Source organism: Actinomadura kijaniata, from assembly GCF_014138665.1.
Taxonomy (GTDB): Bacteria; Actinomycetota; Actinomycetes; order Streptosporangiales; family Streptosporangiaceae; genus Spirillospora; species Spirillospora kijaniata.
In genome coordinates this window covers 19,400-45,408 of record NZ_JACJIA010000012.1, presented here as the reverse complement: position 1 = coordinate 45,408, position 26,009 = coordinate 19,400, and the positions used below count along the sequence as shown (strand labels likewise).

General features: G+C 73.5%; 25 protein-coding genes and 1 tRNA gene. 17 read left to right on the top strand and 9 right to left on the bottom strand.

Going from position 1 to position 26,009, the window contains the following annotated elements; all coding sequences use genetic code 11:
- Positions 1-33 precede the first annotated feature (33 nt).
- From HNR61_RS35275 to HNR61_RS35265, 3 genes are all read right to left on the bottom strand, one after another.
- Positions 34-1,107, bottom strand: a complete 1,074-nt coding sequence (locus tag HNR61_RS35275) for a beta propeller repeat protein (protein WP_182847489.1) — start codon at positions 1,105-1,107, stop codon at positions 34-36.
- A 128-nt stretch (positions 1,108-1,235) separates the two neighbouring features.
- On the bottom strand, positions 1,236-2,000 hold the full coding sequence (locus HNR61_RS35270) for a crotonase/enoyl-CoA hydratase family protein (RefSeq protein WP_182847488.1): 765 nt from the start codon (positions 1,998-2,000) through the stop codon (positions 1,236-1,238).
- Between the two features lie 13 nt (positions 2,001-2,013).
- The gene (locus HNR61_RS35265; protein ID WP_182847487.1) at positions 2,014-2,787 is read right to left on the bottom strand and encodes an SDR family oxidoreductase; all 774 of its coding nucleotides are present in this window, start codon (positions 2,785-2,787) and stop codon (positions 2,014-2,016) included.
- Between the two features lie 182 nt (positions 2,788-2,969).
- Here HNR61_RS35265 and HNR61_RS35260 point away from each other — a divergent pair, with 182 nt between their 5' ends.
- A complete protein-coding gene (locus HNR61_RS35260) occupies positions 2,970-3,818 on the top strand; it encodes an SDR family oxidoreductase (RefSeq protein WP_182847486.1) in 849 nt (282 codons plus the stop codon).
- A complete protein-coding gene (locus HNR61_RS35255) occupies positions 3,815-4,843 on the top strand; it encodes a DNA topoisomerase IB (protein WP_220510196.1) in 1,029 nt (342 codons plus the stop codon). Before HNR61_RS35260 ends, HNR61_RS35255 begins: the two co-directional genes overlap by 4 nt.
- Positions 4,844-4,847: 4 nt before the next feature.
- Here HNR61_RS35255 and HNR61_RS35250 read toward each other — a convergent pair whose 3' ends face one another.
- Positions 4,848-5,243, bottom strand: coding sequence for an SCO5389 family protein (locus tag HNR61_RS35250; protein WP_067831428.1), 396 nt, complete (start codon positions 5,241-5,243; stop codon positions 4,848-4,850).
- A gap of 206 nt (positions 5,244-5,449) precedes the next feature.
- Between HNR61_RS35250 and HNR61_RS35245 the strand changes: the two genes are divergently transcribed.
- From HNR61_RS35245 to HNR61_RS35235, 3 genes are read left to right on the top strand one after another with little or no spacing between them, the layout of a single operon-like run.
- Positions 5,450-6,043 (top strand): nucleotidyltransferase, encoded by a 594-nt coding sequence (locus HNR61_RS35245; protein ID WP_182847485.1) that lies wholly within the window; start codon positions 5,450-5,452, stop codon positions 6,041-6,043.
- Positions 6,040-6,276 (top strand): BON domain-containing protein, encoded by a 237-nt coding sequence (locus tag HNR61_RS35240; RefSeq protein ID WP_182847484.1) that lies wholly within the window; start codon positions 6,040-6,042, stop codon positions 6,274-6,276. Before HNR61_RS35245 ends, HNR61_RS35240 begins: the two co-directional genes overlap by 4 nt.
- Entirely contained in the window at positions 6,273-6,989 is a 717-nt protein-coding gene (locus HNR61_RS35235; RefSeq protein ID WP_067831423.1) for a metallophosphoesterase family protein, read from the top strand. The genes HNR61_RS35240 and HNR61_RS35235 overlap by 4 nt, the downstream gene beginning before the upstream one ends.
- Here HNR61_RS35235 and HNR61_RS35230 read toward each other — a convergent pair.
- A complete protein-coding gene (locus tag HNR61_RS35230; protein ID WP_182847483.1) occupies positions 6,968-8,353 on the bottom strand; it encodes a glycoside hydrolase family 1 protein in 1,386 nt (461 codons plus the stop codon). The two genes, HNR61_RS35235 and HNR61_RS35230, sit on opposite strands and share 22 nt — an antisense overlap.
- Before the next feature lie 1,138 nt (positions 8,354-9,491).
- On the opposite strand from HNR61_RS35230, the gene HNR61_RS49550 reads away from it, so the two are divergent.
- Together HNR61_RS49550 and HNR61_RS35220 are read left to right on the top strand one after the other, a co-directional pair.
- A complete protein-coding gene (locus tag HNR61_RS49550; protein WP_312898259.1) occupies positions 9,492-9,836 on the top strand; it encodes a C40 family peptidase in 345 nt (114 codons plus the stop codon).
- A gap of 585 nt (positions 9,837-10,421) precedes the next feature.
- Positions 10,422-10,913 (top strand): C40 family peptidase, encoded by a 492-nt coding sequence (locus tag HNR61_RS35220; protein WP_312898258.1) that lies wholly within the window; start codon positions 10,422-10,424, stop codon positions 10,911-10,913.
- 59 nt (positions 10,914-10,972) lie between these two features.
- Here HNR61_RS35220 and HNR61_RS35215 read toward each other — a convergent pair whose 3' ends face one another.
- Entirely contained in the window at positions 10,973-12,040 is a 1,068-nt protein-coding gene (locus tag HNR61_RS35215) for an alkene reductase (RefSeq protein ID WP_182847482.1), read from the bottom strand.
- A gap of 101 nt (positions 12,041-12,141) precedes the next feature.
- Here HNR61_RS35215 and HNR61_RS50205 point away from each other — a divergent pair, with 101 nt between their 5' ends.
- Genes HNR61_RS50205 through HNR61_RS35200 form a run of 3 tightly spaced genes read left to right on the top strand, consistent with a single transcriptional unit; the run spans position 12,142 to position 16,187 of the window.
- Positions 12,142-14,754, top strand: a complete 2,613-nt coding sequence (locus HNR61_RS50205) for a helix-turn-helix transcriptional regulator (RefSeq protein ID WP_182847481.1) — start codon at positions 12,142-12,144, stop codon at positions 14,752-14,754.
- A complete protein-coding gene (locus tag HNR61_RS35205) occupies positions 14,751-15,041 on the top strand; it encodes a hypothetical protein (protein WP_182847480.1) in 291 nt (96 codons plus the stop codon). The genes HNR61_RS50205 and HNR61_RS35205 overlap by 4 nt, the downstream gene beginning before the upstream one ends.
- Positions 15,042-15,068: 27 nt before the next feature.
- On the top strand, positions 15,069-16,187 hold the full coding sequence (locus HNR61_RS35200) for an ADP-ribosylglycohydrolase family protein (RefSeq protein ID WP_312898257.1): 1,119 nt from the start codon (positions 15,069-15,071) through the stop codon (positions 16,185-16,187).
- Here HNR61_RS35200 and HNR61_RS35195 read toward each other — a convergent pair.
- Both HNR61_RS35195 and HNR61_RS50200 read right to left on the bottom strand, forming a co-directional pair.
- Positions 16,165-16,860: a dienelactone hydrolase family protein gene (locus HNR61_RS35195; RefSeq protein WP_182847479.1), complete on the bottom strand. Its 696-nt coding sequence runs from the start codon at positions 16,858-16,860 to the stop codon at positions 16,165-16,167. The two genes, HNR61_RS35200 and HNR61_RS35195, sit on opposite strands and share 23 nt — an antisense overlap.
- Positions 16,860-17,291 carry a PaaI family thioesterase gene (locus HNR61_RS50200; protein WP_220510195.1) on the bottom strand — a complete coding sequence of 144 codons (432 nt, stop codon included), beginning with the start codon at positions 17,289-17,291 and terminating at the stop codon, positions 16,860-16,862. Before HNR61_RS50200 ends, HNR61_RS35195 begins: the two co-directional genes overlap by 1 nt.
- A 24-nt stretch (positions 17,292-17,315) precedes the next feature.
- On the opposite strand from HNR61_RS50200, the gene HNR61_RS35185 reads away from it, so the two are divergent.
- The 4 genes from HNR61_RS35185 (at position 17,316) to HNR61_RS35170 (ending at position 20,611) form a co-directional block, all read left to right on the top strand.
- Positions 17,316-18,590 (top strand): cytochrome P450, encoded by a 1,275-nt coding sequence (locus HNR61_RS35185; protein WP_182847478.1) that lies wholly within the window; start codon positions 17,316-17,318, stop codon positions 18,588-18,590.
- Between the two features lie 25 nt (positions 18,591-18,615).
- Positions 18,616-19,272 carry a thiaminase II gene (gene tenA / locus HNR61_RS35180; protein WP_182847477.1) on the top strand — a complete coding sequence of 219 codons (657 nt, stop codon included), beginning with the start codon at positions 18,616-18,618 and terminating at the stop codon, positions 19,270-19,272.
- An 86-nt stretch (positions 19,273-19,358) separates the two neighbouring features.
- The gene (locus tag HNR61_RS35175) at positions 19,359-19,928 is read left to right on the top strand and encodes a TetR/AcrR family transcriptional regulator (protein WP_182847476.1); all 570 of its coding nucleotides are present in this window, start codon (positions 19,359-19,361) and stop codon (positions 19,926-19,928) included.
- A 194-nt stretch (positions 19,929-20,122) separates the two neighbouring features.
- A complete protein-coding gene (locus HNR61_RS35170; protein WP_182847475.1) occupies positions 20,123-20,611 on the top strand; it encodes a hypothetical protein in 489 nt (162 codons plus the stop codon).
- A 102-nt stretch (positions 20,612-20,713) separates the two neighbouring features.
- Here HNR61_RS35170 and HNR61_RS50195 read toward each other — a convergent pair whose 3' ends face one another.
- Complete coding sequence (locus tag HNR61_RS50195; protein ID WP_182847474.1) at positions 20,714-24,382, bottom strand: nSTAND1 domain-containing NTPase; 3,669 nt, start codon at positions 24,380-24,382, stop codon at positions 20,714-20,716.
- Between the two features lie 163 nt (positions 24,383-24,545).
- Between HNR61_RS50195 and HNR61_RS35160 the strand changes: the two genes are divergently transcribed.
- From HNR61_RS35160 to HNR61_RS35150, 3 genes are all read left to right on the top strand, one after another.
- A complete protein-coding gene (locus tag HNR61_RS35160) occupies positions 24,546-25,307 on the top strand; it encodes an AfsR/SARP family transcriptional regulator (RefSeq protein WP_182847473.1) in 762 nt (253 codons plus the stop codon).
- An 87-nt stretch (positions 25,308-25,394) separates the two neighbouring features.
- Positions 25,395-25,467, top strand: a tRNA-Lys gene (locus tag HNR61_RS35155).
- On the top strand, positions 25,443-25,805 hold the full coding sequence (locus HNR61_RS35150) for a hypothetical protein (RefSeq protein ID WP_182847472.1): 363 nt from the start codon (positions 25,443-25,445) through the stop codon (positions 25,803-25,805). Before HNR61_RS35155 ends, HNR61_RS35150 begins: the two co-directional genes overlap by 25 nt.
- Positions 25,806-26,009: the final 204 nt, after the last annotated feature.

The following is a 26,009-nucleotide window of genomic DNA, read 5'->3' as shown; positions in this document are numbered from 1 at the left end:
GGATTCGGGTTTCGGTCGGCCGGAGTGCGCCGGTCAGCCGAAGTACTCGATGAACGGGTGGCGCTTAGCCGAGGCGCTGGCGGTGCCGACGCTGACGATCCCCGCGGTGCCGGGGCGGTGGTCGAGGTCGCCCGCCTGCGCCTGGCCGGTGCGGGACGGGCCGTTCACCGTCGTCCACTTCGCGCCGTTGTAGTGCATGTACCGGGTCCGGCCGCCGGTGGTGACGGGCAGCATCACCACGCCGCCCCTCCCGTCGGAGGACAGGCCGATGCCCGCCGCGTTCGACGGGGTGGCGACCGTGCGCCAGGCGGAGCCGTTCCAGTGCAGCAGGGCGTTGGAGACCTGGGCGTTCTGGCGGTTGCGCAGGACGTAGACGTTCCTGGCGGAGAGCGCCACGATCCGGTGCGGGACGGCCTGGTAGGCGGTGGTGCCCATGGAGCCGGGCAGCGCCATCCTCTTCCAGGCGGAGCCGTTGTAGTGGAGGGCGAAGCCGGTGACGGCCGTGCCGGTGGAGGTCGTCCCGGCGAGCCAGACGTCCTTCCGCGACCGGACGTCCACGGCGGTGACGGCCGAGGGCGGCGGCAGCGGGACCTTCGCGTCGGCCCAGGCCGACCCGGTCCAGCGCATCACCCGGCCGATGCCGCCCGCGTTGGCGTTCACGCTCGCCAGCGAGTAGGCGGTGCCGTCGGGGGCGGCGGCGACCTGGGACGGGAGCGCGAAGCCGGGGTAGGCGGCCTTGGTCCACCCGCTCCCGTTCCAGTGGAGGGAGACGGGCAGCGGGGAGAAACCGACGATCCAGGCGCGCTTGGCGTTGGCGACGGCGACGTCGGTGGGGGTGAAGCCGACCGGGCTCGTCTGGCGCGACCAGCCCTTGCCGGTCCAGCGGAGGATGCGGGCCTTGGCGCCGAGCAGGTTCCCCTCGGAGCCGACCGCCCAGCCGGTGTTCCTGTCGGCGAAGTCGACGCGGTCCAGGGCGCCGTCGTACGCCAGCGCGCCGCTGGCCACGTTCCTCCAGGACGCGGCGTGCGCGGGGGCCGCCAGGACGAGTCCGGCGCCGCAGGTCAGTGCCGCCAGCGGGGCCGTCAGCAGGGCCGCGTTCCGTCGCACGCTCGTCCTCCCAAGATCGCCAAGCGGAGATCAGCGTACGGGAACGCTTACCGGCGGGCGGGGGAACGGCCGGATCAGGACGCGCGGACGCCCGGCGGCACGCGGGCCGCCGGGCGTCCAGCAGGGTCCTACTCGCCCTTCCAGACGGGCTTGCGCTTCTCGGCGAACGCCGCCGGGCCCTCCTGGGCGTCCTTGGAGGTGAAGACGGGCATGACGATCTCGCCCTGCTTCTTCCACGCCTCCTCGGCCGACCACTCGGCGGACTCGACGATGATCTTCTTGGTGGCCGCGAGCGCCAGCGGGGCGTTCTCGGCGACCTTCAGCGCCAGCTCCTTGGCCGCGGCGAGCGCGCCGCCGGACTCGGTCAGGCGGTTGACGAAGCCCAGCTCCGCCATCCGCTCGGCCGGGTACTTGTCACCGGTGAGCGCGATCTCCATGGCGATGTGGAACGGGATGCGCTGCGGCAGCCGCAGCAGGCCGCCGGCCGCCGCCACCAGGCCGCGCTTGGGCTCGGGCAGGCCGAACTGCGCCTCCCGCGACGCCACGATCATGTCGCAGGACAGGGCGATCTCGCAGCCGCCCGCCAGCGCGTAGCCCTCGACGGCCGCGATCAGCGGCTTGGCCGGGGGCCGCTCGACGATCCCGGCGAACCCGCGGCCCTCCACGATCGGGTTGTCCCCGGTCAGGAAGCCCTTGAGGTCCATGCCCGCGCAGAACGTGCCGCCCGCGCCGGTCAGCACGCCGATCGACAGGTCCTTGCGGGAGTCCAGCTCCTCCAGGGCCGCCGCGATGCCCTGCGCGACCGCGCCGTTGACCGCGTTGCGCGCCTCGGGCCGGTTGATCGTGATGACGAGGACCGCGCCGTCTTCCTCGGTGAGAACAGCTTCGGACATCAGTGACCCGTCCTTACTTCGGCTGGAAGCGGATGCCGCCGTCGAACCGGACGACCTCGCCGTTCATGTAGTCGTTCTCGACGAGCGACCGCAGCAGGTGCGCGAACTCCGAGGGGCGGCCCATGCGCTTGGGGAAGGGCACCGGCGCGGCCAGCTTGGCCTTGAACGCCTCGGCGGCCTCGCCCTCGCCGTAGATGGGGGTGTCGATGATCCCCGGGCAGATGGTGTTGACGCGCACGCCGACCGCGGCCAGGTCGCGGGCGGCGGGCAGGGTCATGCCGACGATGCCGCCCTTGGAGGCGGAGTAGGCGACCTGGCCGGTCTGGCCCTCCAGCGCCGCGATGGAGGCGGTGTTGATCACGACGCCGCGCAGGCCGTCGGCGTCGGCGGGCTCGGTCTTGGCGATGGCCGCCGCGCCGATGCGCATCAGGTTGAAGGTGCCGATCAGGTTGACCTGGATGACCTTCTGGAAGGAGGCCAGGTCGTGCGGGGAGCCGTCGCGGTTGACGGTGCGGGTGGCCCAGCCGATGCCCGCGCTGTTGACGATGACGCGCAGCGGGGCGCCGGTGGCGACGGCCGCGTCGACGGCCGCCTGCACCTGCCCCTCGTCGGAGACGTCGGTCTTGACGAACACGCCGCCGACCTCGTCGGCGAGGGCCTTGCCCTTCTCCTCGTTGAGGTCGGCCACCACTACCTTGACGCCCGCCTCGGCCAGGGCGCGCACGGTGGCCTCGCCGAGGCCGCTCGCGCCACCGGAGACGACGGCGGAAACTCCGTTCAGGTCCATAAGCAGCACCTTACGTCAGAAACCGAATGCCATTCGGGGTGATGTTACCCACAGGTCAGAACACACTCTGCCAGCACCCCCGCGGCAGCGAAAGCGCGGGGTTACCCGGGGTCGCCCGGGTGCCGGGTTTGCCCGGGCGCTGGCCGGGCATCGCCCCGCCGACACCGTGAAGAGGGGGACTCATGAGTGAACGCCCAGCGCAGAGCCAGCCGTACCCGGGTCGCACCGGCGACATGGAACCCGAGCCGCAGGACGAGATGCGCGACTACACCGGCAGCGGACTGCTGGCGGGGAAACGGGCGCTGGTCACGGGCGGCGACTCCGGCATCGGCCGCGCGGTGGCGGTGGCGTTCGCCAAGGAGGGCGCGGACGTCGCGATCACCTATCTGGAGGAGGACGCCGACGCCCGGCACACCGCCAAGCTCGTCGAGGCGGAGGGCCGCCGGTGCGTCACCTACGGCGGTGACCTGGCCGAGGAGCGGCACGCCCGCGAGGTCGTGGGCAACGCGGCGCGCGACCTGGGCGGCCTGGACGTGCTGGTGCTGCACCACGGCACGCAGGAGCCGGTCGACGACGTCCGGCAGATCGACACCGAGCAGCTCACGCGCACCTTCCAGGTGAACGTCTTCTCGCTGTTCTGGACGGTCCAGGAGGCGCTGGACCACCTGTCCGAGGGCTCCTCCATCGTCATCACCGGCTCCATCAACGCCCTGCGCGGCAACAAGACGCTGATCGACTACTCGGCCAGCAAGGCCGCCGCCGTGGTCCTCGGCCAGTCTCTCGCGCAGAACCTCATGGAGAAGGGCATCCGGGTGAACTGCGTCTCGCCGGGCCCGGTGTGGACGCCGCTGATCCCGGCGACCTTCGACGAGGAGAAGGTGGAGGACTTCGGCAAGCAGGCCCCGATGGGCCGCGCCGCGCAGCCCGACGAGATCGCGCCGTCGTACGTGTTCTTCGCCGCGGACCGGCTGTCGTCCTACTACACCGGCCAGAACCTGGTCCCGGCCGGAGGGGAGATCCATCCCGGATGAGCGTGGACGTGGAACTCACCCGCAGCGACCCGGCCGAGCCCGGCTACGGCCGGCGCCGCTGCGGGAGGGGTTTCCGCTACCTCGGGCCCGACGGGCAGCCGCTGCGCGACCCCGACGAGATCGGACGCGTCAAGGCTCTGGTCATCCCGCCCGCCTGGACCGACGTGTGGATCTGCCCCTCCCCCGACGGCCACATCCAGGCCGTGGGCACCGACACGGCGGGCCGCCGGCAGTACCTCTACCACCCGGTCTGGCGCGAGCAGCGCGACCGGGAGAAGCACGACCGCGTGCTGGACCTGGCCGAACGGCTCCCCCGGGTGCGCGAGCGGGTCACCGCGCACCTGACCGGACGCGGCTACACCCGCGAACGCGTCCTCGCCGCCGCCGTCCGCCTCATCGACCTGGGCTTCTTCCGGATCGGCGGCGAGGAGTACGCCGAGGCGAACGGCACCTACGGCCTGGCGACGGTGCTGCGCGAGCACGTGACGTGCAGCAGGGGCCGGATCGCGTTCGAGTACCTGGCCAAGGGCAACAAGGAGCGCCACCAGTCGATCGCCGAGGAGGACGTCTGCAAGGTCGTCACCGGCCTCAAGCGCCGCCGGGACGACGGCCCCGAGCTGCTGGCGTACCGCACCCCGGACGGCTGGCACGACGTCACCACCACCGACATCAACGACTACATCCGCGAGATCACCGAGGGCGACTTCACCGCCAAGGACTTCCGCACCTGGCACGCCACGGTGCTGGCGGCCGTCGGCCTCGCGGTCTCGGTCCGGGCCGCCGACACCGAGGCCAAGCGGAAGCGCGCGGTGGCCCGCGTCGTCCAGGAGGTCGCCGACTACCTCGGCAACACCCCGGCGGTGGCCCGCGCCTCCTACATCGACCCGCGCGTCATCGAGCTGTACGAGAAGGGCCGCACGATCGCCCCGGCCCTGACCGAGCTCGGCGTGGACGTGGCGGCCGGCGAGCTGGCCACCCAGGGCCCGGCGGAGGAGGCCGTGCTCGGCCTCCTCCGCTCCGGGTGAGGGGTCAGCAGTCCACCAGCTCCGGCGACTGGTTCAGCAGCTGCGCCCTCGGTGAGGTGAACGTGGCGTACCGCTCGGCACTGCCCGCCGCGCCCGGCTCGAACGCCGCCAGGCGGTGACAGTTCTGGAACGCCAGCCGCACGCCGAAGTGGCGTTCCAGCGCGCCCCGCATGGCGTCGGAGGCCAGCGCGCGCAGCAACTGGCCGCGCGCGGCCTCGTCCGGCGGCGGGGTCTGGTTGTCGGCGAATCCGGTGTCGGTGGCCCGCATCCGGGCGACCACCTCGCTGACGACCTGCCAGGCGTAGGGCAGCGACTCGCGGACGCACGCGACGAACGCCGCGTCGTCCACCTCGCCCCGGCGGGCCTGCTCCAGCAGGCGGTCGTCGACGGTCAGGGACATCCGATCTCCTCTCACGGGGAAGTGACGCCCCCAGCTTCACATGAAAACGATTATCGTTCCAGCATTGATCATCGGAGAGTCCCGCCCAAACCGGCCCACATGCCTCCGGTCTGCATGACTGGCGCGTTCCCGGGTACCTCAGCCCGCATCCCGGGACGGGAGAACGAGACGACCGGCATGCGACCGTGAGACGTGAGGGGGACCGGGTGGGTGAATCGGGCACCGCGGCGGCGACGCCCTCGCAGACCGCCGCCGAGGGACTGTTGCTGAGCCTGAAGAGGGCCGCGTCGGTGCTGCAGGAGGCGGACGTGGACTTCGCCCTGGCGGGTGGATGCGCCGCCTACGCGCGCGGCGCGGCGCAGTCCACCCATGATGTGGACTTCGTGCTGCGCGAGAGTGACGTTCCCGAGGCCGTGCGGGTGCTCACGGCCGCCGGGATGGAGCACCGGGAGTGCCCGGAGAACTGGCTGACCAAGATCTATGACGGCGAGCAGCTCATCGACCTGATCTTCTCTCCGGCGGGCCGGACGGTCGACGACGAGCTGCTGAAGCGCGCCGAGGTCCTGACGGTCGCGGCCGTGCGGATGCCGGTGCTGCGCGCCGACGACCTGGTGATCATGCGGCTGCTGGCGTTCACCGAGACGACCTGCGACTTCTCCGGCTTCCTGCACGTGTGCCGGTCGCTGCGGGAGCAGGTGGACTGGCCGCGCGTGGCGGCGCAGACCGCCGACTCGCCGTACGCCTACGCGTTCCTGACCCTGCTGCACCGGCTCGGCGTCATCGAGGGGGACTTCCTGTGAGCGAGTACCTGGCCGCCCACATCCAGGAGCGGCTCGCCGCCCGGGCCCACGAGCTGGGGATCAAGGTGGAGGTGCGCGACGACGTGGTCTACCTGCACGGGCAGGTCGCCAGCGCCGAGCAGTGCCAGCAGATCGAGGAGGCCGCGCGGGTGGCCGCCGAGGGGCGGCGCGTGTGCAACGAGGTGTCGGTCGTCCCGGTGCGCGAGCCGGGCGGGGAGGAGAGGCTTTCATGATCCGCGTCGCCGCCGTGGGGGACCTGCACGTGGGGCCGGAGGTCGCCGGCGCCTACCGGGAGCGGCTGACCGGCCTGCCCGACCACGCCGACCTGCTGCTGGTCGCCGGGGACCTGACCCGGCACGGCACCGTGGAGGAGGGCAAGGTCGCCGCCGAGGAGCTGCACGACCTCGGCGTCCCGGTGATCACCGTGCTGGGCAACCACGACTACCACTCCGACCAGCAGGACGACATCACGCGCGTGCTGGAGGACGCCGGGATCACCGTGCTGGAGGGCGAGGGCACGACCGTCGAGTGCGGCGGCACGTGCGTCGGGATCGCCGGGGGCAAGGGCTTCGGCGGCGGGTTCGCCGGCAGGTGCGCCAGCGACTTCGGCGAGCCGGAGATGAAGGCGTTCGTCGGGCACACCAAGGCGTTCGCCGAACGGCTCGGCACGGCGCTGCTGGGGCTGGACTGCGACACGCGGATCTGCCTGACGCACTACTCCCCCGTCGAGGAGACGCTGAGCGGGGAGCCGCCGGAGATCTACCCGTTCCTGGGCAGCTACCTGATCGCCGAGGCGATCGACGCGTCCGGCTGCGACCTGGCGGTCCACGGCCACGCGCACAAGGGCAGCGAGAAGGGCGTGACCCCCGGCGGGGTCCGGGTCCGCAACGTCGCCCTGCCGGTGATCCAGCAGGCGTACGCGGTCTACTGCCTGGGAGCCGAGTAGCCGCCGTCCGGGCGCCGCCGGTCGGCGGGCGGGGTCGGCGTCCGGCCGAGGCAGGTCGCGACCGGGTCCTCCAGCGAGCACCAGCCCGGCCTGCGCCTGGGCACGTACCCGCGCGGCACGCCCCGCCCGGCGATGACCGCGCGGTAGGCGGGGACCGCGTCGGTGGGGCGCCGGGTCAGCGTCGGGTCGGTCCGCACGTCCACCGTGTAGAGCCCGAAGCGGGGCCGGTAGCTGCCCCACTCGTAGTTGTCGGTCAGGCTCCAGTGGTTGTAGCCCATGACCTTCACGCCCTCGGCCATGGCGCGCTGCACCCAGTACAGGTGGTCGCGCAGGTGGTCGGCGCGGGTGTAGCCGTCGGGGCGGGGGCGGCCGTCGTCGGTGGGCATGCCGTTCTCGACGATGTAGACCGGCAGGTGCGGCAGGCGGCGCTGGTAGCTCCGCAGGGCGTGGTAGAGGCCCTCGGGCTCGGGGGCGGCCTTCCAGACCTCGCCGGCGAGGGCGTTCCCGGCCAGGGCGTTCTGGAGGCCGGCGCCGTGGTAGTAGTCGAGGCCGATGAAGTCGATCTTGTCGGTGACGTCGTTGAACAGCGCGGCGTCGAGGACCGGGTTGAGGGCCGCGCCGTAGGCGACGTTGCTGGAGACGGGCGCGCCGGGGTCCAGCTCGTGGATCATGTCGTAGGCGGCGCGGTGCGTCCGCACCAGGGCCGCGCGCATGGTGGCCAGCTGCACGGGGTTCATCGGGCGGGCCGTCAGCTCCTGGTAGAGGTACTGGCTGGCCTCGTTGAAGGTGATCCAGATGACGCCCTGGCCCCGGTAGCGCCGGACGACGAAGCGGGCGTTCTCCAGCCACGCGCGGGCGGTCGCGGGGTTGTCCCAGGCCCCCTGGTCGGCGACCCAGCCGGGATAGACCCAGTGGTCGAGGGTGAGCATCGGGCGCATTCCGGCGGCCCGGACGCGGCGGACCAGGTCGTCGTAGTAGGCGAGGGCCTCCGGATCGCGGACGCCGCGCCGCGGCTCGACGCGCGCCCACTCGATCGAGGTCCGGAACGTGTTGACGCCCAGCTCCTTCGCCAGGCGCAGGTCGGAGGGGTAGCGGTGCCGGAAGTCGACCGAGTTCCCGTAGGGGTCCCTGACCCCGAACGCCCGGCGCTTCGCGTAGCGCGTCCAGTTGCTGTCGGGGAACGAGCCGCCGGACTGGAAGTCGGACATGGACACGCCCCAGTGGAACCCGGCGGGGAACCGGACCGTCGCCGGAGGCCCGGGATCCGCCGCCGCGGGTGGCGCGGCCACGGTCGACAGGGTGGCGGACAGCAGGGCCGCCAGGGCGAGGGCGGACGTTCGCGGAACACGGAACCGGCCGAACACGGAAGCTCCCTCCGAGCATGGACACGTATGGGGTGGCAGGTGCGGGAGGGGTGGCCGTCGACACGCGCGGCATGGCCGCTTCCGGGCACGCGGCCGGGCGTCCGGGTACTCCGCGCGATCCGAGTAGCTCCCCCGCTCTCCTACTCAGGCACGCGCGTGACGCGCCTCACGGTGGGCGCATGAACGCACTGCTCCAGCTCAAGGGGACGACCGCCTTCCACCTCCAGTCGTTCTGTCGTCCGCGATCCCGCTGTCGGCGGTGGAGCTGACGGGAACCACGAAGAGCGACGTTCGAATAACACAATCGTGATCTGACCGGCCCCGGCCATCGGACGCGCCGACAGGGGCCGACGACCGGACCGGAAAACCGCCCGCGCCCGCTCTCCGGCGGGCGCTTTTCCGTTGCCCCGGGGACACCGGATTCTCGCCGGATCCCCGGCCCCGAAGGCGATTCAGCGATTCGGACATCCGGCGCACGGAGGTCGATAGGACGACCCGGAAGGACGATTGTGGCTGGCATCACAAACGGATAAATCGCCATTGGCTTTCGCCAGCGAATATCACACAGGGTAATCACCGATTGATCTTCGAAATGCCGGAAGAATGCCGTTCGTCCGTTGCCGTTCCGAGTTGACCGGGTTACGTTCGTCGCCGTCCAGCGGCATCGGAGCCGCGGCCACGACCGAACAGGGACGGCCACCCCCGGGACCCTGGTTTCCCGGGTGGGCGCCGCGCGCCGGTAAGGCGGCGCGCACGCGGCCGTCCCGCCGAGTCCACGCAGACCAGAGGCGTGGAGCCGGGCCGGGACGCCACCGGGACCCCGGTCCCGCGAGGCGTCCGGATTCCTCAGCCGGAGCCTTTCCACTCCCCCGCTCCCCGGCTGCCCCGGTAGGCATGAACGGCGATGTGAGGAGCAATCCTGAACGGCCTCCGTATCTCCCCGTCCCCCCGTAGCCCCCGCCTTCTGGCGATCGGCCTGGCGACCGGCGCCACGGCGCTGGCCCTGCCCGCCGCGCCCGCCGCGGCGGCCTCCGCGACGCCCGGCGCGGCACCCGCCGCGGCGACCGTCGCGGCGGCTCCCGCCAAGGCCGCCGCCGAGTCGCGAAGCAGCAGGCAGAAGCGTCGCGCGGCGGTCGCGGTGCGGTTCGCGCACCGGCAGATCGGCGACCGCTACCGGTGGGGCGGCAACGGCCCCAACGCCTGGGACTGCTCGGGCCTGGCCACCGGCGCCTGGCGCAAGGCGGGCGTGAAGCTGCCGCGCACCACCACCCAGATCTACCGCAAGGTGCGGACCAAGGTCTCCCGCAAGAACCTTCGCCCCGGTGACCTGGTGTTCTTCTACTCGGGGCGCAGCCACATGGGCATCTATGTCGGCAAGGGCCGGTTCATCCACGCGCCCTCCTCGGGCAAGCGGGTGAAGAAGGTCAAGCTCTCCGGCTACTACAAGCGCAACTTCAACGGTGCGGTGCGCCCCGGTCGCTGATCCAGCGGCTACTGACGGTGATGGCGGGCGGGCCGTTAAAGGGGTTTCCGCCCGCCCTCGCCGCCCCACCGGATCCCGCGTTCCTCGCCAATCCGGCAAACTGTGAGCCAGATCACAACTCTCGGAAACCTCGGGGATCGGCGCAGGCAGAACGGGGAATGAACGGTCTCGGCCGGCCGCCGGGAGCCCCGATAACGTCCCCGAGATTTGCCAGATATCCCGGACTCTGGCTACGTTCCTGCCGATCCGCGCGACGCATCCCAGCGTTCGTCCGAGATAACAGAACAGTTCGAACGACGAGCGGCGCGTGGCCCCCTTGCCCCCCGCTGCCCACAGCCCGCCGTCGAACGCCGCGTCCGTGCGGTCAGGAAGCACGGAGCCGGAAGCGGCCGCCCCGGTGCCCTCCCATGCGCCGGAACCCCGGCCGCGCGCATCCCCCCGTCCGCGGTGCAACCCCCGCGCGGGCCTGCCCGGTAGGCATCGCCAGCGAGTCCAGGAGTCGTCCTGTATACCCCCCTCACCCCCCCGAAGTCCGTCCTGTCCCGTAAGACGATCGCCGGAGGCGTCGCGTTCGCCTCGGCGGCCGTGTTCGGAGCCTCCCTGCTCGCCGCGGCGCCGGCCCAGGCCGCCGCCCCGGCCCAGGCGACCGTGGCCGCCGCCCCCATGGCGGCCGCGCAGGCGCGCGTCTCCAAGGAGCGGGCGGCCAGGCAGAAGAAGCGCGCGAACTACGCCGTTCGCTACGCCTACAAGCAGATCGGCGACCCGTACCGTTACGGCGGCACCGGCCCGCGCTCGTGGGACTGCTCCGGACTGGCGGGCGGTTCCTGGCGCAAGGCGGGCGTGAAGCTGCCGCGCACCACCACCCAGATCTACCGCGCCGTGAGGCACAAGGTCTCGCGCAAGCGCCTCAAGCCCGGCGACCTGGTCTTCTTCTACTCCGGCCGCAGCCACATGGGCATCTACGTCGGCAAGGGCTACATGATCCACGCCCCGTCCTCGGGCAAGCGGATCAAGAAGGTCAAGCTGAACAGCTACTACAAGCGCGTCTACAACGGCGCCGTCCGCCCCGGTCTCTGATCCACGGACCCACGGAAGGCCCGGCCCCCGCACCGCGGGAGGCCGGGCCTTCGTCCGTCTCAGCCCAGGGCCGGGTAGTCGGTGTACCCCTTGGCGCCGCCGCCGTAGAACGTCGCCCGGTCGGCCTCGTTGTACGGGCCGCCCGCCCTGATCCGCTCCGGCAGGTCCGGGTTGGCCAGCCACAGCTCGCCGAACGCGATCGCGTCCGCGACGCCCTCGCGCAGCGCCTCCTCGCCGTGCTCGGGGTGGGCCGGGTAGGACTCGGGGGTGGGGTGCGGGTTGAGGATCAGCGTGCCGGGCCACTCGGCGCGGATCTTGCGGGTGGTGTCGCGGTTGACGTTCTCCATGATGTGCACGTACGCCAGGCCCAGCGGGGCGAGCTCGCGCGCCAGCGCCACGTAGAGCTCGTCGGTGTCGCTCTCGCTCATGCCGTTGAACGGGTTCCCGGGCGAGATCCGCAGGCCGACGCGCTCGGGGCCGATGGCGTCGGCGACCGAGCGGGTCAGCTCCACGGCGAAGCGGATGCGGTTCTCGACGGGACCGCCGTAGGCGTCGGTGCGCCGGTTGCTGCCGTCGGCGAGGAACTGGTGGATCAGGTAGCCGTTTGCGCCGTGCAGCTCGACGCCGTCGAAACCGGCCTCGATCGCGTTGCGCGCGGCGGTGGTGAAGTCCTCGATGGTCCGCGTGATGTCGTCAAGGGTCATCTCCCGCGGCTCGGGGTGGTCCAGCATCCCCTCGGGGGTGAACAGCTGCTCCCCGGACGGCAGCGGCGACGGGGCCAGCGGTGTCTCGCCGTGCAGCGACGGGTGCCCGACCCGGCCGGTGTGCAGCAACTGGACGAAGACACGTCCCCCGGCGGCGTGCACCGCGTCGGTCACCTTGCGCCACGCGGCCACCTGGCCCTCGGTGTGCAGGCCCGGCGTCCAGATGTACCCCTGTCCCACCTGGTTCGGCTGGGTCCCCTCGGTGACGATCAACCCGGCGGAGGCGCGCTGCGCGTAGTACTCGGCGGTCAGCTCGTCGACCTCGCCCGCGCGCATCGCGCGGCTGCGGGTCATCGGGGCCATCACCAGGCGGTTCGGCAGCTCCAGGGCGCCCACGGTCACCGGCTCGAAAAGCTCGCTCATCGCTCTCTGTCCCTTCGTTCTCAACTGGTGACGAAGCTACGAAGGGTCAGCTACGGGCCGAATCCGTAAGTATTCGGGACCTGGCACCGTAGGTTTGTAGCGTGCTCTACGGGCGGGATACGCAACGCACCCGGATCGCGGCGTTGATCGACGACGCGCGGGACCGGAGTCGCAGTGGTGCGCTGGTGCTGCGCGGCGAGGCGGGGATCGGCAAATCCGCGCTGCTGGACTGGGCCGCCGAGTACTTCGGCGGGGCGGGCGAGATGCTGCGGGCCACCGGGTTCGAGGCCGAGACCGCGATCGCGTTCGCCGGCCTCACCCAGTTGCTGTGGCCGATCCGGGACCGGCTGCCCGAGCTGCCCGGCCCGCAGGCGGACGCGCTGTGCGGCGCGCTCGGCGTGCCCGGCACCCGCGCCGAGCCCGGTGACCCGTTCACCAGCGGGCTGGCGGTGCTGACGCTGCTGGCGGACCTGGCCGAGAACGGGCCGGTGCTGTGCCTGGTCGACGACGCGCAGTGGCTCGACCGGCCCTCGGCCGAGGCGCTGCTGTTCGCGGCGCGGCGACTGTCGGCCGAGGGCGTGGTGGTGCTGTTCGCCACCCGCGAGGAGGGGTTCACCGAGGCCGGGCTGCCCGAGGAGCACCTGGAGCGGCTCGGACGCGCCGACGCCGAACGGCTGCTGGCCGGCCTGGACCTGTCCCCCTCGTCCCGCCGCCGCGTGATCATCGAGTCCAGGGGCAACCCGCTCGCCCTCCAGGAGTTCGGCGCGGCCGGGCCCCGGGCGGCCGGCGGCCACGCGCCGCTGCCGGTCACCGAACGGGTGCTGGCGGCGTTCCGGCGGCAGATCGCCGCGCTGCCCGAGCGGACCCGGCTGATGCTGCTGCTCCTGGCGGCCGAGGGACGCGGGTACATGCCCGCGGTGCTGGGCGCGGCCGAGCGGTTCGGGGTGGGGCTGGCCGACCTGGAGGCGGCCGAGCAGGCGCGGCTCGTCGAGGTGACCGGCACCGAGGTCGCGTTCCGGCACCCGCTGATCCGGTCCGCGGCCTACCAGGCGGCTCCGGTGGCCCGCCGGATCGCCGTGCACGAGGCCCTCTACCACAGCGCCGACGACCCCTCCTGCCGGGCGCGGCACCGCGCGGCGTCCACGACGTCCCCGGACGAGGACGTCGCCGCCGAGCTGGCGGGCGCCGGCGACCTGGCGCGCCGCCAGTCCGGGTACGCCACCGCCGCGTACCTGTACCGGCAGGCCGCCGCGCTCACGCCCGGCAGGGGGCCGCGCGGGCGCCGGCTGCTGCTGGCCGCCGAGGCGATGCTGACGGCCGGCGACGCCGCCGCCGCCGAGGAGATGGCCGCCGCCGCCGAACGCCTCACCGACGACCCCGCCGCGCGGGCCCGGCTCGCCGAGGTCCGCGCCGCCGTCGAGCACGAGCGCGGCGAGCCGCGTGCCGCCGCCCGCATGCTCATCGACCACGCCCCCGACGGCGACACCCAGGCGATGCTGCGGACCGCCGCCGTGTACGCCTGGACCGGCGGCGAGGCCGGCGCGGTCCGGCAGGCCGCCGCGCTGCTGGACGACGGGTTCCTGCGCGGCCTGGCGCTGCTGGTCGACGACGACCCCGGCGGCGGGATGCCGCTGCTGGCCAAGGCCGTGGCGGACGCGGACCGCACGCACGCGCTGCACGCCGCGGTGATCCTCGGCGCGGACGAGACGGCCCGGGACCTGGCCGCCGCGCAGGTCGCGCGGCTGCGCCGCGAGGGGCAGGTGGGCGCGCTGCCGATGGCGCTCCAGGCGCAGGCGCAGGTGCTGATCGCGTTCGGGCGGCACGCCGACGCCCGGGCCGCCGCCGCCGAGGCCGCCGCGCTGGCCCGCGACACCGGGTTCGGGCGGCGGGCGCGGCGGCTGGACGCGGTGCTGGCCCGGCTCGCCGCCATCGAGGGCGACGAGGACCGGCTGGCGGAGCTGACGGCGCACGCGCCCGCGCCGGGCGGCGGGCACGCCGACGCCGCGCACGCCCTGCTGGAGCTGGGGCGGGGCCGCCACGAGGCGGCGCTGCGGCGGCTGGAGGAGATCGCGCAGGGGCCGCGGCGGCACACCATGATCGCGATGGTGGCGCTGGCCGACCTGGTCGAGGCGGCCGTGCGGGCCGGGCGGCCCGACCGGGCCCGGCCCGCGCTGGACCGCTTCGCCGCGTGGGCGCGGGCGGGCGAGCAGGCGTGGGCGCTGGGCGTGCTGGCGCGGTGCGAGGGGCTGCTGGCCGACGCGGAGGAGCCGTTCGCGGAGGCGGTGCGGCGGCACGAGCGGGCGACCCGGCCGTTCGAGCGGGCCCGGACCGAGCTGCTGTACGGGGAGTGGCTGCGGCGGCACCGGCGGCGGTCGGACGCGCGGGGGCCGCTGCGGTCCGCGTTGGAGATCTTCGAGCGGCTGCGGGCCGCGCCGTGGGCCGAGCGGGCGCGCACCGAGCTGCGCGCGACCGGGGAGCAGGGCGGCGCCCCGGCGGCCGAGCGCGCGACGGCCGCCGACCTGCTGGACCGCCTGACGCCCCAGGAGCGGCAGGTCGTGGTGCTCGCGGCCGAGGGCATCAGCAGCCGGGAGATCGCCGCGCAGCTGTTCCTGAGCCCGCGCACGGTGGAGTACCACCTGTACAAGGCGTACCCGAAGCTGGGGATCTCGTCGCGCAGGGAGCTGTCGCAGCTGGTGCCGGAGCCCGCCGGATGAGCCTGCCGTCCTACCGCAGCGTGCACCTGCGGGTCTTCACCGTCCGGCGGTTCCCCGACGCCCCGGCCTCGGAGAGCGCGGAGGTCGCGACGGTCCTGCGCGGGGCGCTGGGCCGGTACGGCGCGGTGGCGGTCCGCGAGCACGGCCCGTACTGGAAGATCCCGGAGCACCTGGAGTTCACGGTCCGCCTCGCGCCGAGCGGGCGGGTCGGGCCGGTGCTGGACGCGTTGCGGGCCCTCGCGCCCGGCGGGTGGGACGACACCCTCGAAAGGTGGGACTCCGTCTAGACGCGCGGTGACGCCAACCCCGGCGAGGTGTTCCTGCACCCGGACGTCGAGTGGGCCGGGCTGACGGGCGTCGAGGCCGACCCGGTCGGGACGCCGCGTTACCGGGACGGCGACCCGGTGCGCATCGCGGACACCCCGCGGAACCGCGAGTGGGAGGTGGCCGGGCTGCGCGGCGTCGTGTACGGGGACGCCGACCCGTACGGACGGGAGCGGTCGTGGCGCTACGGTGTCTTTCCGGTCGGCCAGGACAGCCTGGTCCTGATCGACGAAACGGAGCTGGAGCCGGTGACCGACACCGAACGGCGTGACCGGGCGCTCGCCTCCCTGCGGGGGCTCGCGGTGGGGGACGCGCTCGGGTCGCAGTTCTTCGTGCCGGAGAACCGGGGCGCGTTCGAGAGGCGGGAGACGCCGCCGGGGTCCTGGGAGTGGACCGACGACACCGAGATGGCGTGCTCGGTGTTCGCGGTGCTGGACCGGTACGGGCGGGTCGAGCAGGACCTGCTGGCCGCGCTGTTCGCCGAGCACCACGACTTCGACCGGGGCTACGGGCCGTCCACCAACCGGATGCTGCGGCTCGTCCGGGAGGGCGGGGACTGGCGGGAGCTGGCGCGGGAGGCGTTCGACGGGCGCGGCTCGTGGGGGAACGGGGCCGCGATGCGGGTCGCGCCGCTCGGGGCCTGGTTCGCCGACGACCTCGACACGCTCGTGGCGCAGGCGGCGCTGTCCGCCGAGGTCACCCACGCGCACCCGGAGGCCGTGGCGGGGGCGGTCGCCGTGGCCGTGGCCGCCGCGCTGCCGCCGTCGCCGCCGGGGCCGTTCCTGGACGCGGTGCTGGAGCGCGTGCCCGCCGGGACGGTCCGCGACGGGATCGCGGAGGCCCGGCGGCTGCTCACCATCGCCGACCCCTCGGTGGCCGCCTCGGTGCTGGGCAACGGCAGGCAGGTCGCGGCGCACGACACGGTGCCGTTCGCGCTGTGGGTCGTCGCCCGCCACCGGGACGACTACGTGAGGGCGTTCTGGACGGCGGCCGCGGCGGGCGGTGACGTCGACACCGTCTGCGCGATCGTCGGCGGCATCGTCGGCGAGCCGCCCGCCGCGTGGCTCGCCGCCTGCGAGCCGCTGCCTACCTGGGCAGGTGCCGGCTGAGGAAGCGTTCGGCCTGCTCCCAGGCGCGGGCGGCGGGTCCGGGCTGGTGGAACATGGGCGCCCGGTGGTTGTGGAACGCGTGCCCGCCGTCCTCCTGAACGTGGATCTCCACGTGGGAACGCCCCGCGACGGCCCGCTCCACCGCCGCGACCCGGTCCCGCGCGATGTAGGGGTCCGACCCGCCGAAGTGGAGCTGGAGCGGCGCCTCGATCCGGTCCAGCAGGTCCAGCATGGCGGGGACGCCCGACCCGTAGAACGACACCGCCGCGTCCATCCGTTCGGCGGCGGCGAGCCGGTAGGCCATCGTCCCGCCGAAGCAGAAGCCCAGCGTCCCCGCGCGCCCGTCCACCTCGGGGAGCCGGCGCAGGTGCGCCAGCGCCGCCCGCAGGTCGGCCAGCCCCTTGTCCTCGTCGAAGCGCGCGGCCAGCTCCAGCGACCGCTGGACCTTCTCCGGCGTGTGGACGACGGCCCAGCCGGGCGCCAGCCGCCAGAACACGTCCGGGGCCGCGACGACGAACCCGTCGCGGGCCAGCCCCTCGGCGACGTCCTGGATGTAGGCCCCGACCCCGAAGATCTCCTGGATCAGCAGCAGGCCGGGGCCCCGCCCGCCCTCGGGCGTCCACACGTGCAGGTCGAACTCGCCGTCCGTGACGGCCACTCGCTCGGTGCGCATCAGCCCAGGATCGCGTAAACCGTCGAGGCGCGCGCGACGGGCGCGGAACCTCCCTCGGCGGTCAGCGTCACCTCGGCGAACGCCAGCGTCCGCCCCAGCTTGGTGATCTCCACGTGAACCAGCACGTCGGCGTCCTTCACCGGGCGCTGGAACGTGGTGTTGAGCTGCACCGTCGTCATCGGCACGAACCCGCCCCGGGCCCCGCACACCGCGATCACCGTCGCGGTGTCGGCCGCCGCCATCATCGCCTGCCCGGACAGGCCCCCGCCCTCCCGGGCCAGCCGGTCCGACCAGGGCAGCCGCAGCGTCGCGGTGCCGTTCCCGACCTCCTCGACCGTCAGGCCGAGGTCGAGCACCCAGGGCGCGAAGTTGTCCCGGAGGATCCTGTCGCCGTCTTCGGGCCTCACCGTGTCTTCGGGCTTCACCGTCACCCCGCCATCATGCACGCTGGGGGCATGCGTGAGGAGATCTTCCTGCCCGCGACCTACGCCGCCGGGGTGCCGTACGCCATGTTCCGCCGCCTTCGCGAGGAAACTCCCGTGGCGTGGATCCCGGAGCCGCCGGTCGGCCCCTGGCCCGCGGGCACCGGCTACTGGGCGGTCCTCCGGCACGCCGACGTCAGGCACGTCCTCCGCACGCCCGCCGACTTCTCCTCCCACCTCGGGGCGACGCAGATCCGGGACCCCGACACCCCCGAGGACCTGGAGTTCGTCCGGGCGATGATGCTCAACCAGGACCCGCCCTCCCACTCCCGGCCGCGGCGGATCGTGGCGGCGGCGTTCACCCCCCGCGCGGTCCGCGCCCTGGAGGAGACGATCCGGGCGCGCGCCCGCGCGCTGGTCTCCGCCGCCCACGGCGAGGTGGACTTCGTCGAGCTGGCCGCCGACCTGCCCGTGTGGACGCTCGCGCACATCATGGGCGTGCCCGACGCCGACCGCCGCCTGCTGTTCGACTGGGCCTCCCGCATCATCGGCTACCAGGACGCCGACTACGCGGACCTGTCCACCGCCGACACCGGGACGTTGACGCCCATGGGCCGCGAGGCCGTGGCCCGGCGGCCGAAGTCGCTCACCCGCCCCGACGGCCGCCCGATGAACCCGCGTTCCCGCGCGGCCCTGCGCGACATGTTCGCCTACGCGCACGCCCTGGCCGCCGAGAAGAGGAGGGCCCCGGGCGAGGACATCATGTCCCGGATGCTGTCGGGCGGGCTGACGACGGCCGAGTTCGAGAACATGTTCTTCCTGTTCGCCGTGGCCGGGAACGAGACCCTCCGCAACGGCGTCCCCGGCGGCCTCCTCACCCTCCTGGAACACCCCGCCGAGCTGGCCCGCCTGCGCGCCGACCCGTCCCTGCTCCCCACCGCCGTCGAGGAGATGCTGCGGTACTGGCCGCCGGTGATGGACTTCCGCCGCACCGCCACCCGCGACCTCGTCCTCGCCGACCAGAAGATCTCCGCGGGCGACAAGGTCGTCGTCTACCACGCCTCCGCCAACCGCGACCCGGCCGTCTTCCCCGACCCCGACCGCTTCGACGTGGCCCGCGCCCCCAACGACCACGTCTCGTTCGGCCACGGCCCGCACTTCTGCCTCGGCGCGCACCTGGCCCGCACGCAGATGCGCGCGATCTTCACCGAGCTGCTCCCCCGCGGCATCACCCTCACCGGCGAACCGGTCCGCATGGCCTCCAACTTCCAGAACGGCCTCAAACACCTCCCGATCCGCCTCGACTAGGATCAACGCGACCGGAGGGGGAACGATGGGCTTCACGTCCGAGCTGTGGGAGTCGGGTGCCGCGACCTACGAGCGGATCCGCGTCCACCCGTTCGTCCAGGGCCTGACCTCGGGCGATCTCGACCGGGCGGCGTTCCGCCACTACATCGCCCAGGACAGCCACTACCTGCGCGAGTACGCCCGCGCCCTGAACGTCGTCGCCGCCAAGGCCCCCACCCCCGAGGGCACGGCGCTGTTCGGCGAGCACGCCACCAACGCCAACGCCGTCGAACGCGCCCTGCACGCGGGCTTCCTCGACGAACTCGGCGGCGTCGACCAGCCCGCCTCCCCCACCACGGTGGCCTACACGAACTTCCTGCTGGCCACCGCGCACACCGGCTCGTTCGCCGAGGGCCTGGCGGCGGTCCTGCCCTGCTACTGGATCTACGCCCGCGTCGGCGCGGACCTGGTCGACCGCTCCTCCCCCGACCCCCTGTACGCCCGCTGGATCGCGACCTACGGCGGCGACGGGTTCCAGAAGATCGTCGACGACGTCCTGACCGTCACCGACCGCCACGCGGAGGGCCTGGGCCCGGCCGAACGCGCGGCGATGCTCCACCACTACGCCACCGCGGCCCGCTACGAGTGGATGTTCTGGGACGCCGCCCACCGCCGGGAGACCTGGCCGATCCCCCTGGCCTGACCCCTCCGGCCCCGCCGCCCGCGGCTTTGATCCGCCATGGCGCCGCGGATGCACGGAGTTCAAACGCCATCTCCTAGCGTGGCGGTATGGAGCGATCAGCGGTGATGAGCGTGGCCACCCGGCTGTTCGCCGAACTCGGCTATGACAGCACCTCGCTGCAGCTCATCGCCGACGCGCTGGGAACCGGCGTCCAGGACGTGCGGGCGGTCGGCGGCGACAAGCGCGAGCTGTACCTGGCCGTGACACGGCACGCCTTCGAGGAGCAGCGGGCGATGCTCCAGGAGGCGCTGGCCGGCTGCCCTCCGGAGGCATGCCTCCACCACGTCGCCGACGTCTACCTCGACTTCCAGATCGACCACCCGCACATCCGGGCCCTCTGGATGCACCGGTGGGTGATGGACGCGGTCGACATCAGCGGTCTGGAGGACGAGTACATCCGTCCGCTGCTGCGGCTGGTCGCCCGGAACCTCGGCGATCGGATCCCGCCCGACATGGACGTCCACTACCTGCTCAGCACGATGCTCTGGTGCATCCACGGTTTCCTGGGATCGGGCGTGCTGGCTCCCGAGCGGGGCCTGCGCCGGGTCGACGACCCGACCGCCGTACGGGACTTCCGCAAGCACATGCACGCGCTGATCGACCGGATGCTCGACTGACCGCCCTCCGTCCTCCTTCCACGCGGGGCGTGCGCGCCTGACGAACGGGCGCCGGACGTGCCGGTGAGCCGCGCCACAACCGGTCTCCAACCGTCCTCCAACCGGCGTCCCGGAACATCGATCACGTCGGCGGCCGGAAGTTCCCAGCTCCGGTCGCCGGCATCGTCAGTCCAGACGTCCCAGGAGGGAAGCAGATGAGCAGTGCACGTTCCCGGCTCGCGCGCCGGATGACCTCAGCCGGCGGCGTCGTGGTGGCCTTGGGGACCGCGGCGACCCTGGCCACCGGCACCGCCGTCGCCGCCACCGGCACCGCCTCGGCCGCCTCGGCCACCACCGCGGCCGCCGGCGCCGCTGCCGCCGAGGCCAAGAGGCCCCCGGTGCGCACGGTCCGGCTGGCGCCCGTCCGCCCGGTCCTCTACCCCCGGGGGGCCGCGCTGCGGACGACCAGGCACCACAGCAAGATCTACATCAAGATCGTCAAGCGTCAGCGCGAGCGGCTGGTCAAGGTGCGCGCGATCACGCCCGGTGGCAGGGCGATGGGCCCCTGGGTCACGGTCCCCTCTCGCAACGCCCGGCCCGGAAGGACCGTCGCGCTCACCAGGAACGTGCGGGACGGCGTGCCCTTCAAGCTCCAGTGGGCCAAGTCCAGGGCCGGCGCGGTCGCGTTCTACCTCTACTACTGACCAACGGGGAACCCCGGGGACGCGACCTCATCGCCTGAGCGGTATCGGCGGAGGCCCGCCCGGTCCCCGGGGCCGCCCTCTCCGTCCGGGCGCACGGCGGGGTCAGTCGTCCGGGCGGAGGAAGACGCGGCGTTCCTCCGGGGTCAGTTCGCGGGTGCGGCTCGCCCTGGCCAGGTCGAGCGGCCGCCTGTCGCGATCGCACACCTCGCAGGTCCAGGTCCTGACCACGTCCGACCCGAGCCCGGTGCCCAGCCGCCGGCCCAGGAACACCGGACGGCTGAGCACCCGGACCAGCCGCCTCCCGTCGGGGGCGAACGCCACGAGGTTCCCGCTCGCGCCCCATCCGCCCAGCTCCAACGGCTCGCCGGCGCCCGTGGCCGGCCACAGCCGCAGCCCTCCTTCGGGCTCGTCCGTGGCCAGCCAGGCGCCGTCGGGGCTGAACGCCACCTTCCGGACCCGGTTCGCGGCGCCCCGCAACATGGCCGTCGGCGCGCCCGAGCCCCCGCCCTCCCAGAGCCGGATGCTGCCGTCCACCGCCGCGGCGGCCAGCCTCCGCCCGTCAGGGCTGTAGGCCAACGCCGTGATCTGCTCCCGATGGCCGCGCAGGATCTCGGGCTTCGCCCTGCCGGTCAGATCCCAGACGACGACGGTGTGGTCGGAGCGCGCGTCGGCCAGGCGGGTACCGTCCGGGCTGAAGGCCACCCGTCCCTCGGGGCGGCCGGTGGGCTCGCGCTCCCAGCCCTGGAGCCGCGTCAGGCCGCCCGCCGGGGAGAGCTGCCACACCCGCGTCTCCGTGCCGTACCCGCCGACCGCCAGCCGCTTGCCGTCGGGGCTGAAGACCACGCTGACCGGGCGACCGCGGAAGGCGGCGGACACGGTGACCGCCGCTCCGCCCCTGCCCAGATCCCACAGGGTCAGCGTGCCCGCGCCGCCGATGCCCGCCATCCTTCGCCCGTCCGGGCTCAGCGCGAGGAGATAGGCGGTGTCGTGCGGTCCCCTGATGTCGAGCAGCGCCCGGCCGCGGGTGACGTCCCACACCCGGATGGGGATGTCCTGCGCTTTCAGGAGCGAGGCCGCGCGCCCCGGGACGGACGCCACGGTGCCGCCGTCGGCGCTCAGCGCCCTGGGCACTCCGTCGGCGGGAAAGCCGCCCAGCGCGGGGGTCCCGGCCGTGACGTCCCATCGCCGCAGGGACCCGTCGGCGTCCACGGTGATCAGGGACCTGCCGTCGGGACCGAACGCCGCGCCCTGCGGGTTCCCCCGGTGGGTGCGCAGTACCAGCGGGTCGAAGGTGCTGCCCGTCGTCCAGACGCGGATCGCGCCGTCCGTCCCGTAGGTCGCCACCCGTTCCCCGGCCGGGCTGAACGCCAGGCCGTTCAGCTTCGGCGCGTGGGGGGCGAGTTCGACCTGCGGCCGCCACTCACCGGCGGGCGCCTCCCAGATGTCCCAGATCTGCGGGACGTCCCCGTCGGTGGCGGCGGCCCACGGTCCACGAGGGCTGATCGCCACCTGCTCGGGCCCGCCGTCCCGCGCCTCCCGCTCCAGGCGGGGCCGGTCCCCGGTGACGTTCCAGATCCGCAGCGGAGAGCGGGCCCCTCCGGTGGCGAGCAGGTCACCGCTCGGGCTGAACGCGACGTCCCGGACCGCGCCGCCGGGGACCTTGAGCTCGGCCGGCGGCCTCCGTCCCGCCGGATCCCAGAGCCGGACCCCGTCGGCGTGCGCGCTCGCGACCCGGCCGTCCCCGTCGACGCTCACTCCCGAGACGACGCCGCCGTCGACCTCTCCCAGGACCCGGCGCGAACCGGCGGCGGCGAGGTCCCACACCTCCACCTTCCCGGCCGCGTCGCCGGTGACGAGCACGCGCCCGTCCGGACCGAACGCCGCGCTCACGATCCGGTGGGCGCCCGCCCGGAGCCGGTGGTCACGGCGCGGGCTGCCGGCGTCGTCCAGGCTCCAGACCTCCAGCTCCGCCGCGACCGCGCCCGGCCCCCAGACCGCGAACCTCCGCCCGTCCGCGGTGGCCGCCATCCCCTCGGCACGGCGCAGCGCGGTGGGGTGGGAGCCGCGCAGCCGGGAGCCGAGGACGGCCTGCCGGAGCACCAGATCGGCCTCCCGGGTCGGTTCGGTCTCGTACGCCTCCGTCGCCAGCAGCAGCGCCAGCTCCGGATCCGCCGAGAGCTGGCGGCGGGCCTCCACCGCCAGCCGCCGCGACGCGGCGCGGTCGCGTTCGGCGGCGGCGTCGACCGCCTGGACGAGGGCGAGCACGGCCAGCACGGCGACCACCGCCGCCGTGACCCCGAGCCCGCCCAGGCCGAGACGGGCCCTGCGACGCGCCCGGGCCCGCTCGACGGCCGCGTCCGAGCGGGAGGCCGCCAGGAAGGACCGCTCCCGCCCGTTCAGCCAGGGGCTCTCGTCCCCGTCCCAGGCCGCCAGGCGGGCGCCCTGGTACAGGAACTCCGCGCCGCGCCCGTTCCGGTCCCATTCCTCGGCGTCGGCGGCGAGCCGCCGGCGCCGGAGGAGCGCCTCGCGGTCGTCGTCCAGCCACTCCCGCGACCTGGGCCAGTCGCGGATGAGCGCCTCGTGCGCCACCTCCACCGTGTCGTGGTCCACGACGACGAGCCGGGCCGCGACGAGCCGGTCGAGTACGGCGTCCACGTCACCGGCGGGTCCGATGCCCGCCAGTTCGTCGCGTTCGATCCTGCGGCGGGTGTGCTCCGCGCCGCCACCGAGCGCGGTGAGGCGCGTCAGCACGGCGCGCAGGAGGTCCCGCTGAGCGTCGTCCATCTCGTCGTACAGCTCGTCGGCGGTCCGCATGACCATCCCGGTCACGCCCCCGGCCGCCTGGTAGTCGGCCAGCCGCAGGGTGCCGTCCCGCTGGCGGCTCCAGGTCTCCCGCAGCGCGTGCGCGACGAACGGGAGCGCTCCCACCTGCTGGGCGGCCTCCGCCACCACGGCCGCCACCAGGTCGGTTTCCACCCCCAGCCCGACCCTGGCCGCGGGCTCGCCGACGATGGCGCCCAGCTCCGCCTCCGAGACGGGCCCGACCGTCAGCCGAACGGCGTCGCGCAGCAGCGGGGCCAGGCCGGGATGCTCCGCGCAACGCCCATGGAAGTCGGTGCGCACCCCGATCACCAGCGAGGTCTGCGCGCCGGTGACCAGACCGGCCAGGGTGTCGAGGAACCCGGCGCGCTCGTCCTCGTCAGAGCAGAGCGTGAACACCTCCTCGAACTGATCGATGACCATCACGCCGGGCGTAGGAACCTGCGCATCACGCAGCCTCCCGGCCGGATGCGCGCCCGGAGTGATCAGAACGGCGTCCGGGGCGTCGGCGGTCAGCCCGGAGAGCAGTCCCGCCCCGAGGAGTGACGACTTGCCGCTGCCGGAGCCGCCGAGGACCACCGTCAGCGGTGACCGTTGAACGGCCTTCCGCAGGTCCTCGACGAGCGGGTCCCGGCCGAAGAACAGATCCGCCTCGTCCGCGCCGAACGGCCGCGGGCCCGGGTAGGGGCAGCGACGTTGTGATCGTTCGAGTTCGTCCGCGGCCTGGCGCCATCGCCGTTCCCATTCGGCGCGGTCACCGCCGCAGGCGACGGCGTACGCCAGGGTCGCCTCCAGCGACGGCAGCCGCATCCCGTTGGCGGCCTCGGCCAGGGTGCTCCGGGAGAAGTGGGCGCGCTGGGCGAGTTCCCGGTAGCTCGGCCGCCCGGCCCGGTCCCGGAGCCGGCGCAGCTCCCAGGCGAGTCTCTCGACCGGACCGGCGAGCGGATCCACCGGTTGTTCAGGCCGCCCCAACTGCGCACCCCCGTTGTCCAGCGCCTGCCGGCGGTTGTCCGGAGCAGGTCGAGAACCCATTTTGGACATTTCCGAGACGCCCTAGACCTTAGGGAGCCGGTCGCTCCGGCACAACACGCACACCGAGACATGAGGGCAGGCCGTGAAGCTCCGCGTACTGGGACCGTTGGAGATCCGCAGGGGAGACGCCCCCGTTTCCCTGTCACCGAAACTGAGGGACCTGCTGGCGGTCCTGCTGTGCCACTCCGGCCGGACCGTCTCGGCCGACCGGCTGATCGACGCGCTGTGGCCCCGCGTCCCGCCGCGTACGGCGGCCAAGACGCTGCAGGGCTACGTCCACCATCTGCGCAGGGCGCTGGGACCCGACCGGCTGACGTTCCACCCGCCCGGGTACGCGCTCGTCACGCGGTCTGGCGAACTCGACGCCGACTGCTTCACCGGACGGATCCAGTCGGGCCGCCAGGCCATCGCCGCCGGCGAGACCGAGCGGGGCGCGCTGCTGATCCGTGAGGCGCTCACCCTGTGGCGGGGAGTCCCCTACGACGGGCAGGACCACCTCGAACCGGCGGGGGCGGAGGCGTTCCGGCTGACCGAGCTCCGGCTCTCCGCGGCCGAGGAGTGGGCCGAGGCCGAACTCGCCCGGCGGCAGCACGCCGACGTGGCCCGCGAGCTGTACGGGATCGTGGCGGACCACCCGTTCCGCGAACGCCCGCGCGCCCAGCTCATGCGGGCACTGCACGCCATGGGACGGACCGTCGAGGCCCTGGAGGTCGGACGCGAGGGAAGGCGGCGCCTCGCCGACGAACTGGGCCTCGACCCGAGCCCCGCCCTCCAGCACCTGGAACACGCGATCCTGACCCACGCCCCAACCCTCCCCGCCCCCACCCCGGCCAAGCCCCGCTGACACCGACCACCCCCCCTCGCCGACCTTCTCCCCACTCCACCCAGATCTCCGTCGCGAACCCCGCCCGGCTCTCGGTAGTCTTGGTCCGGGTCGTTAGCTCAATTGGCAGAGCTCCGGACTTTTAATCCGTAGGTTGTGGGTTCGAGTCCCACACGACCCACTACGCTTGAACTGGGCGAACGCGAATATGCCGCGTTCGCCCAGTGCCGTGTTCGGGGCACCTCACCCCCGTGGCCGTCCGACGGCCTGATCTACGCGATCGGCCTGCCCGACGGCAAGGAGGTGGGGGTCACCATCCCGGGCGACCGGAAACCCGCCACCGGACGAAAGCACCTGCTCACCACCATCGTCCAGGTGCGTGACCCCACCTTCGGGTCCATCACCGTCACCGGCGGCCTGACCACCGGGCACCTGCAAGGGTTCAACGACGGCGAGAGCGATCTCGTCCTGTCCACCGGCGGGGTGAAGATCGACATCTTGCCGGGCGGTGGCTGTTGACTTTCGATCCGTGGGTCGGTTCGCGTCCCACAGGATCCGCCATGCTTGGGCCGGGCGAACGTGGCTGGCTCACGTTCGCCCGGTGGTCCGTGCCGGCGTGGTCGTTCGAACGGGCCGAGGTGGGGCCAGGGGTCACGCGCCAGGCCGGCTTAGGGTGGTTGGTGGGGCCGGTTTGTCTGGGGTTGGTTGGTTAATCCTTCGGGG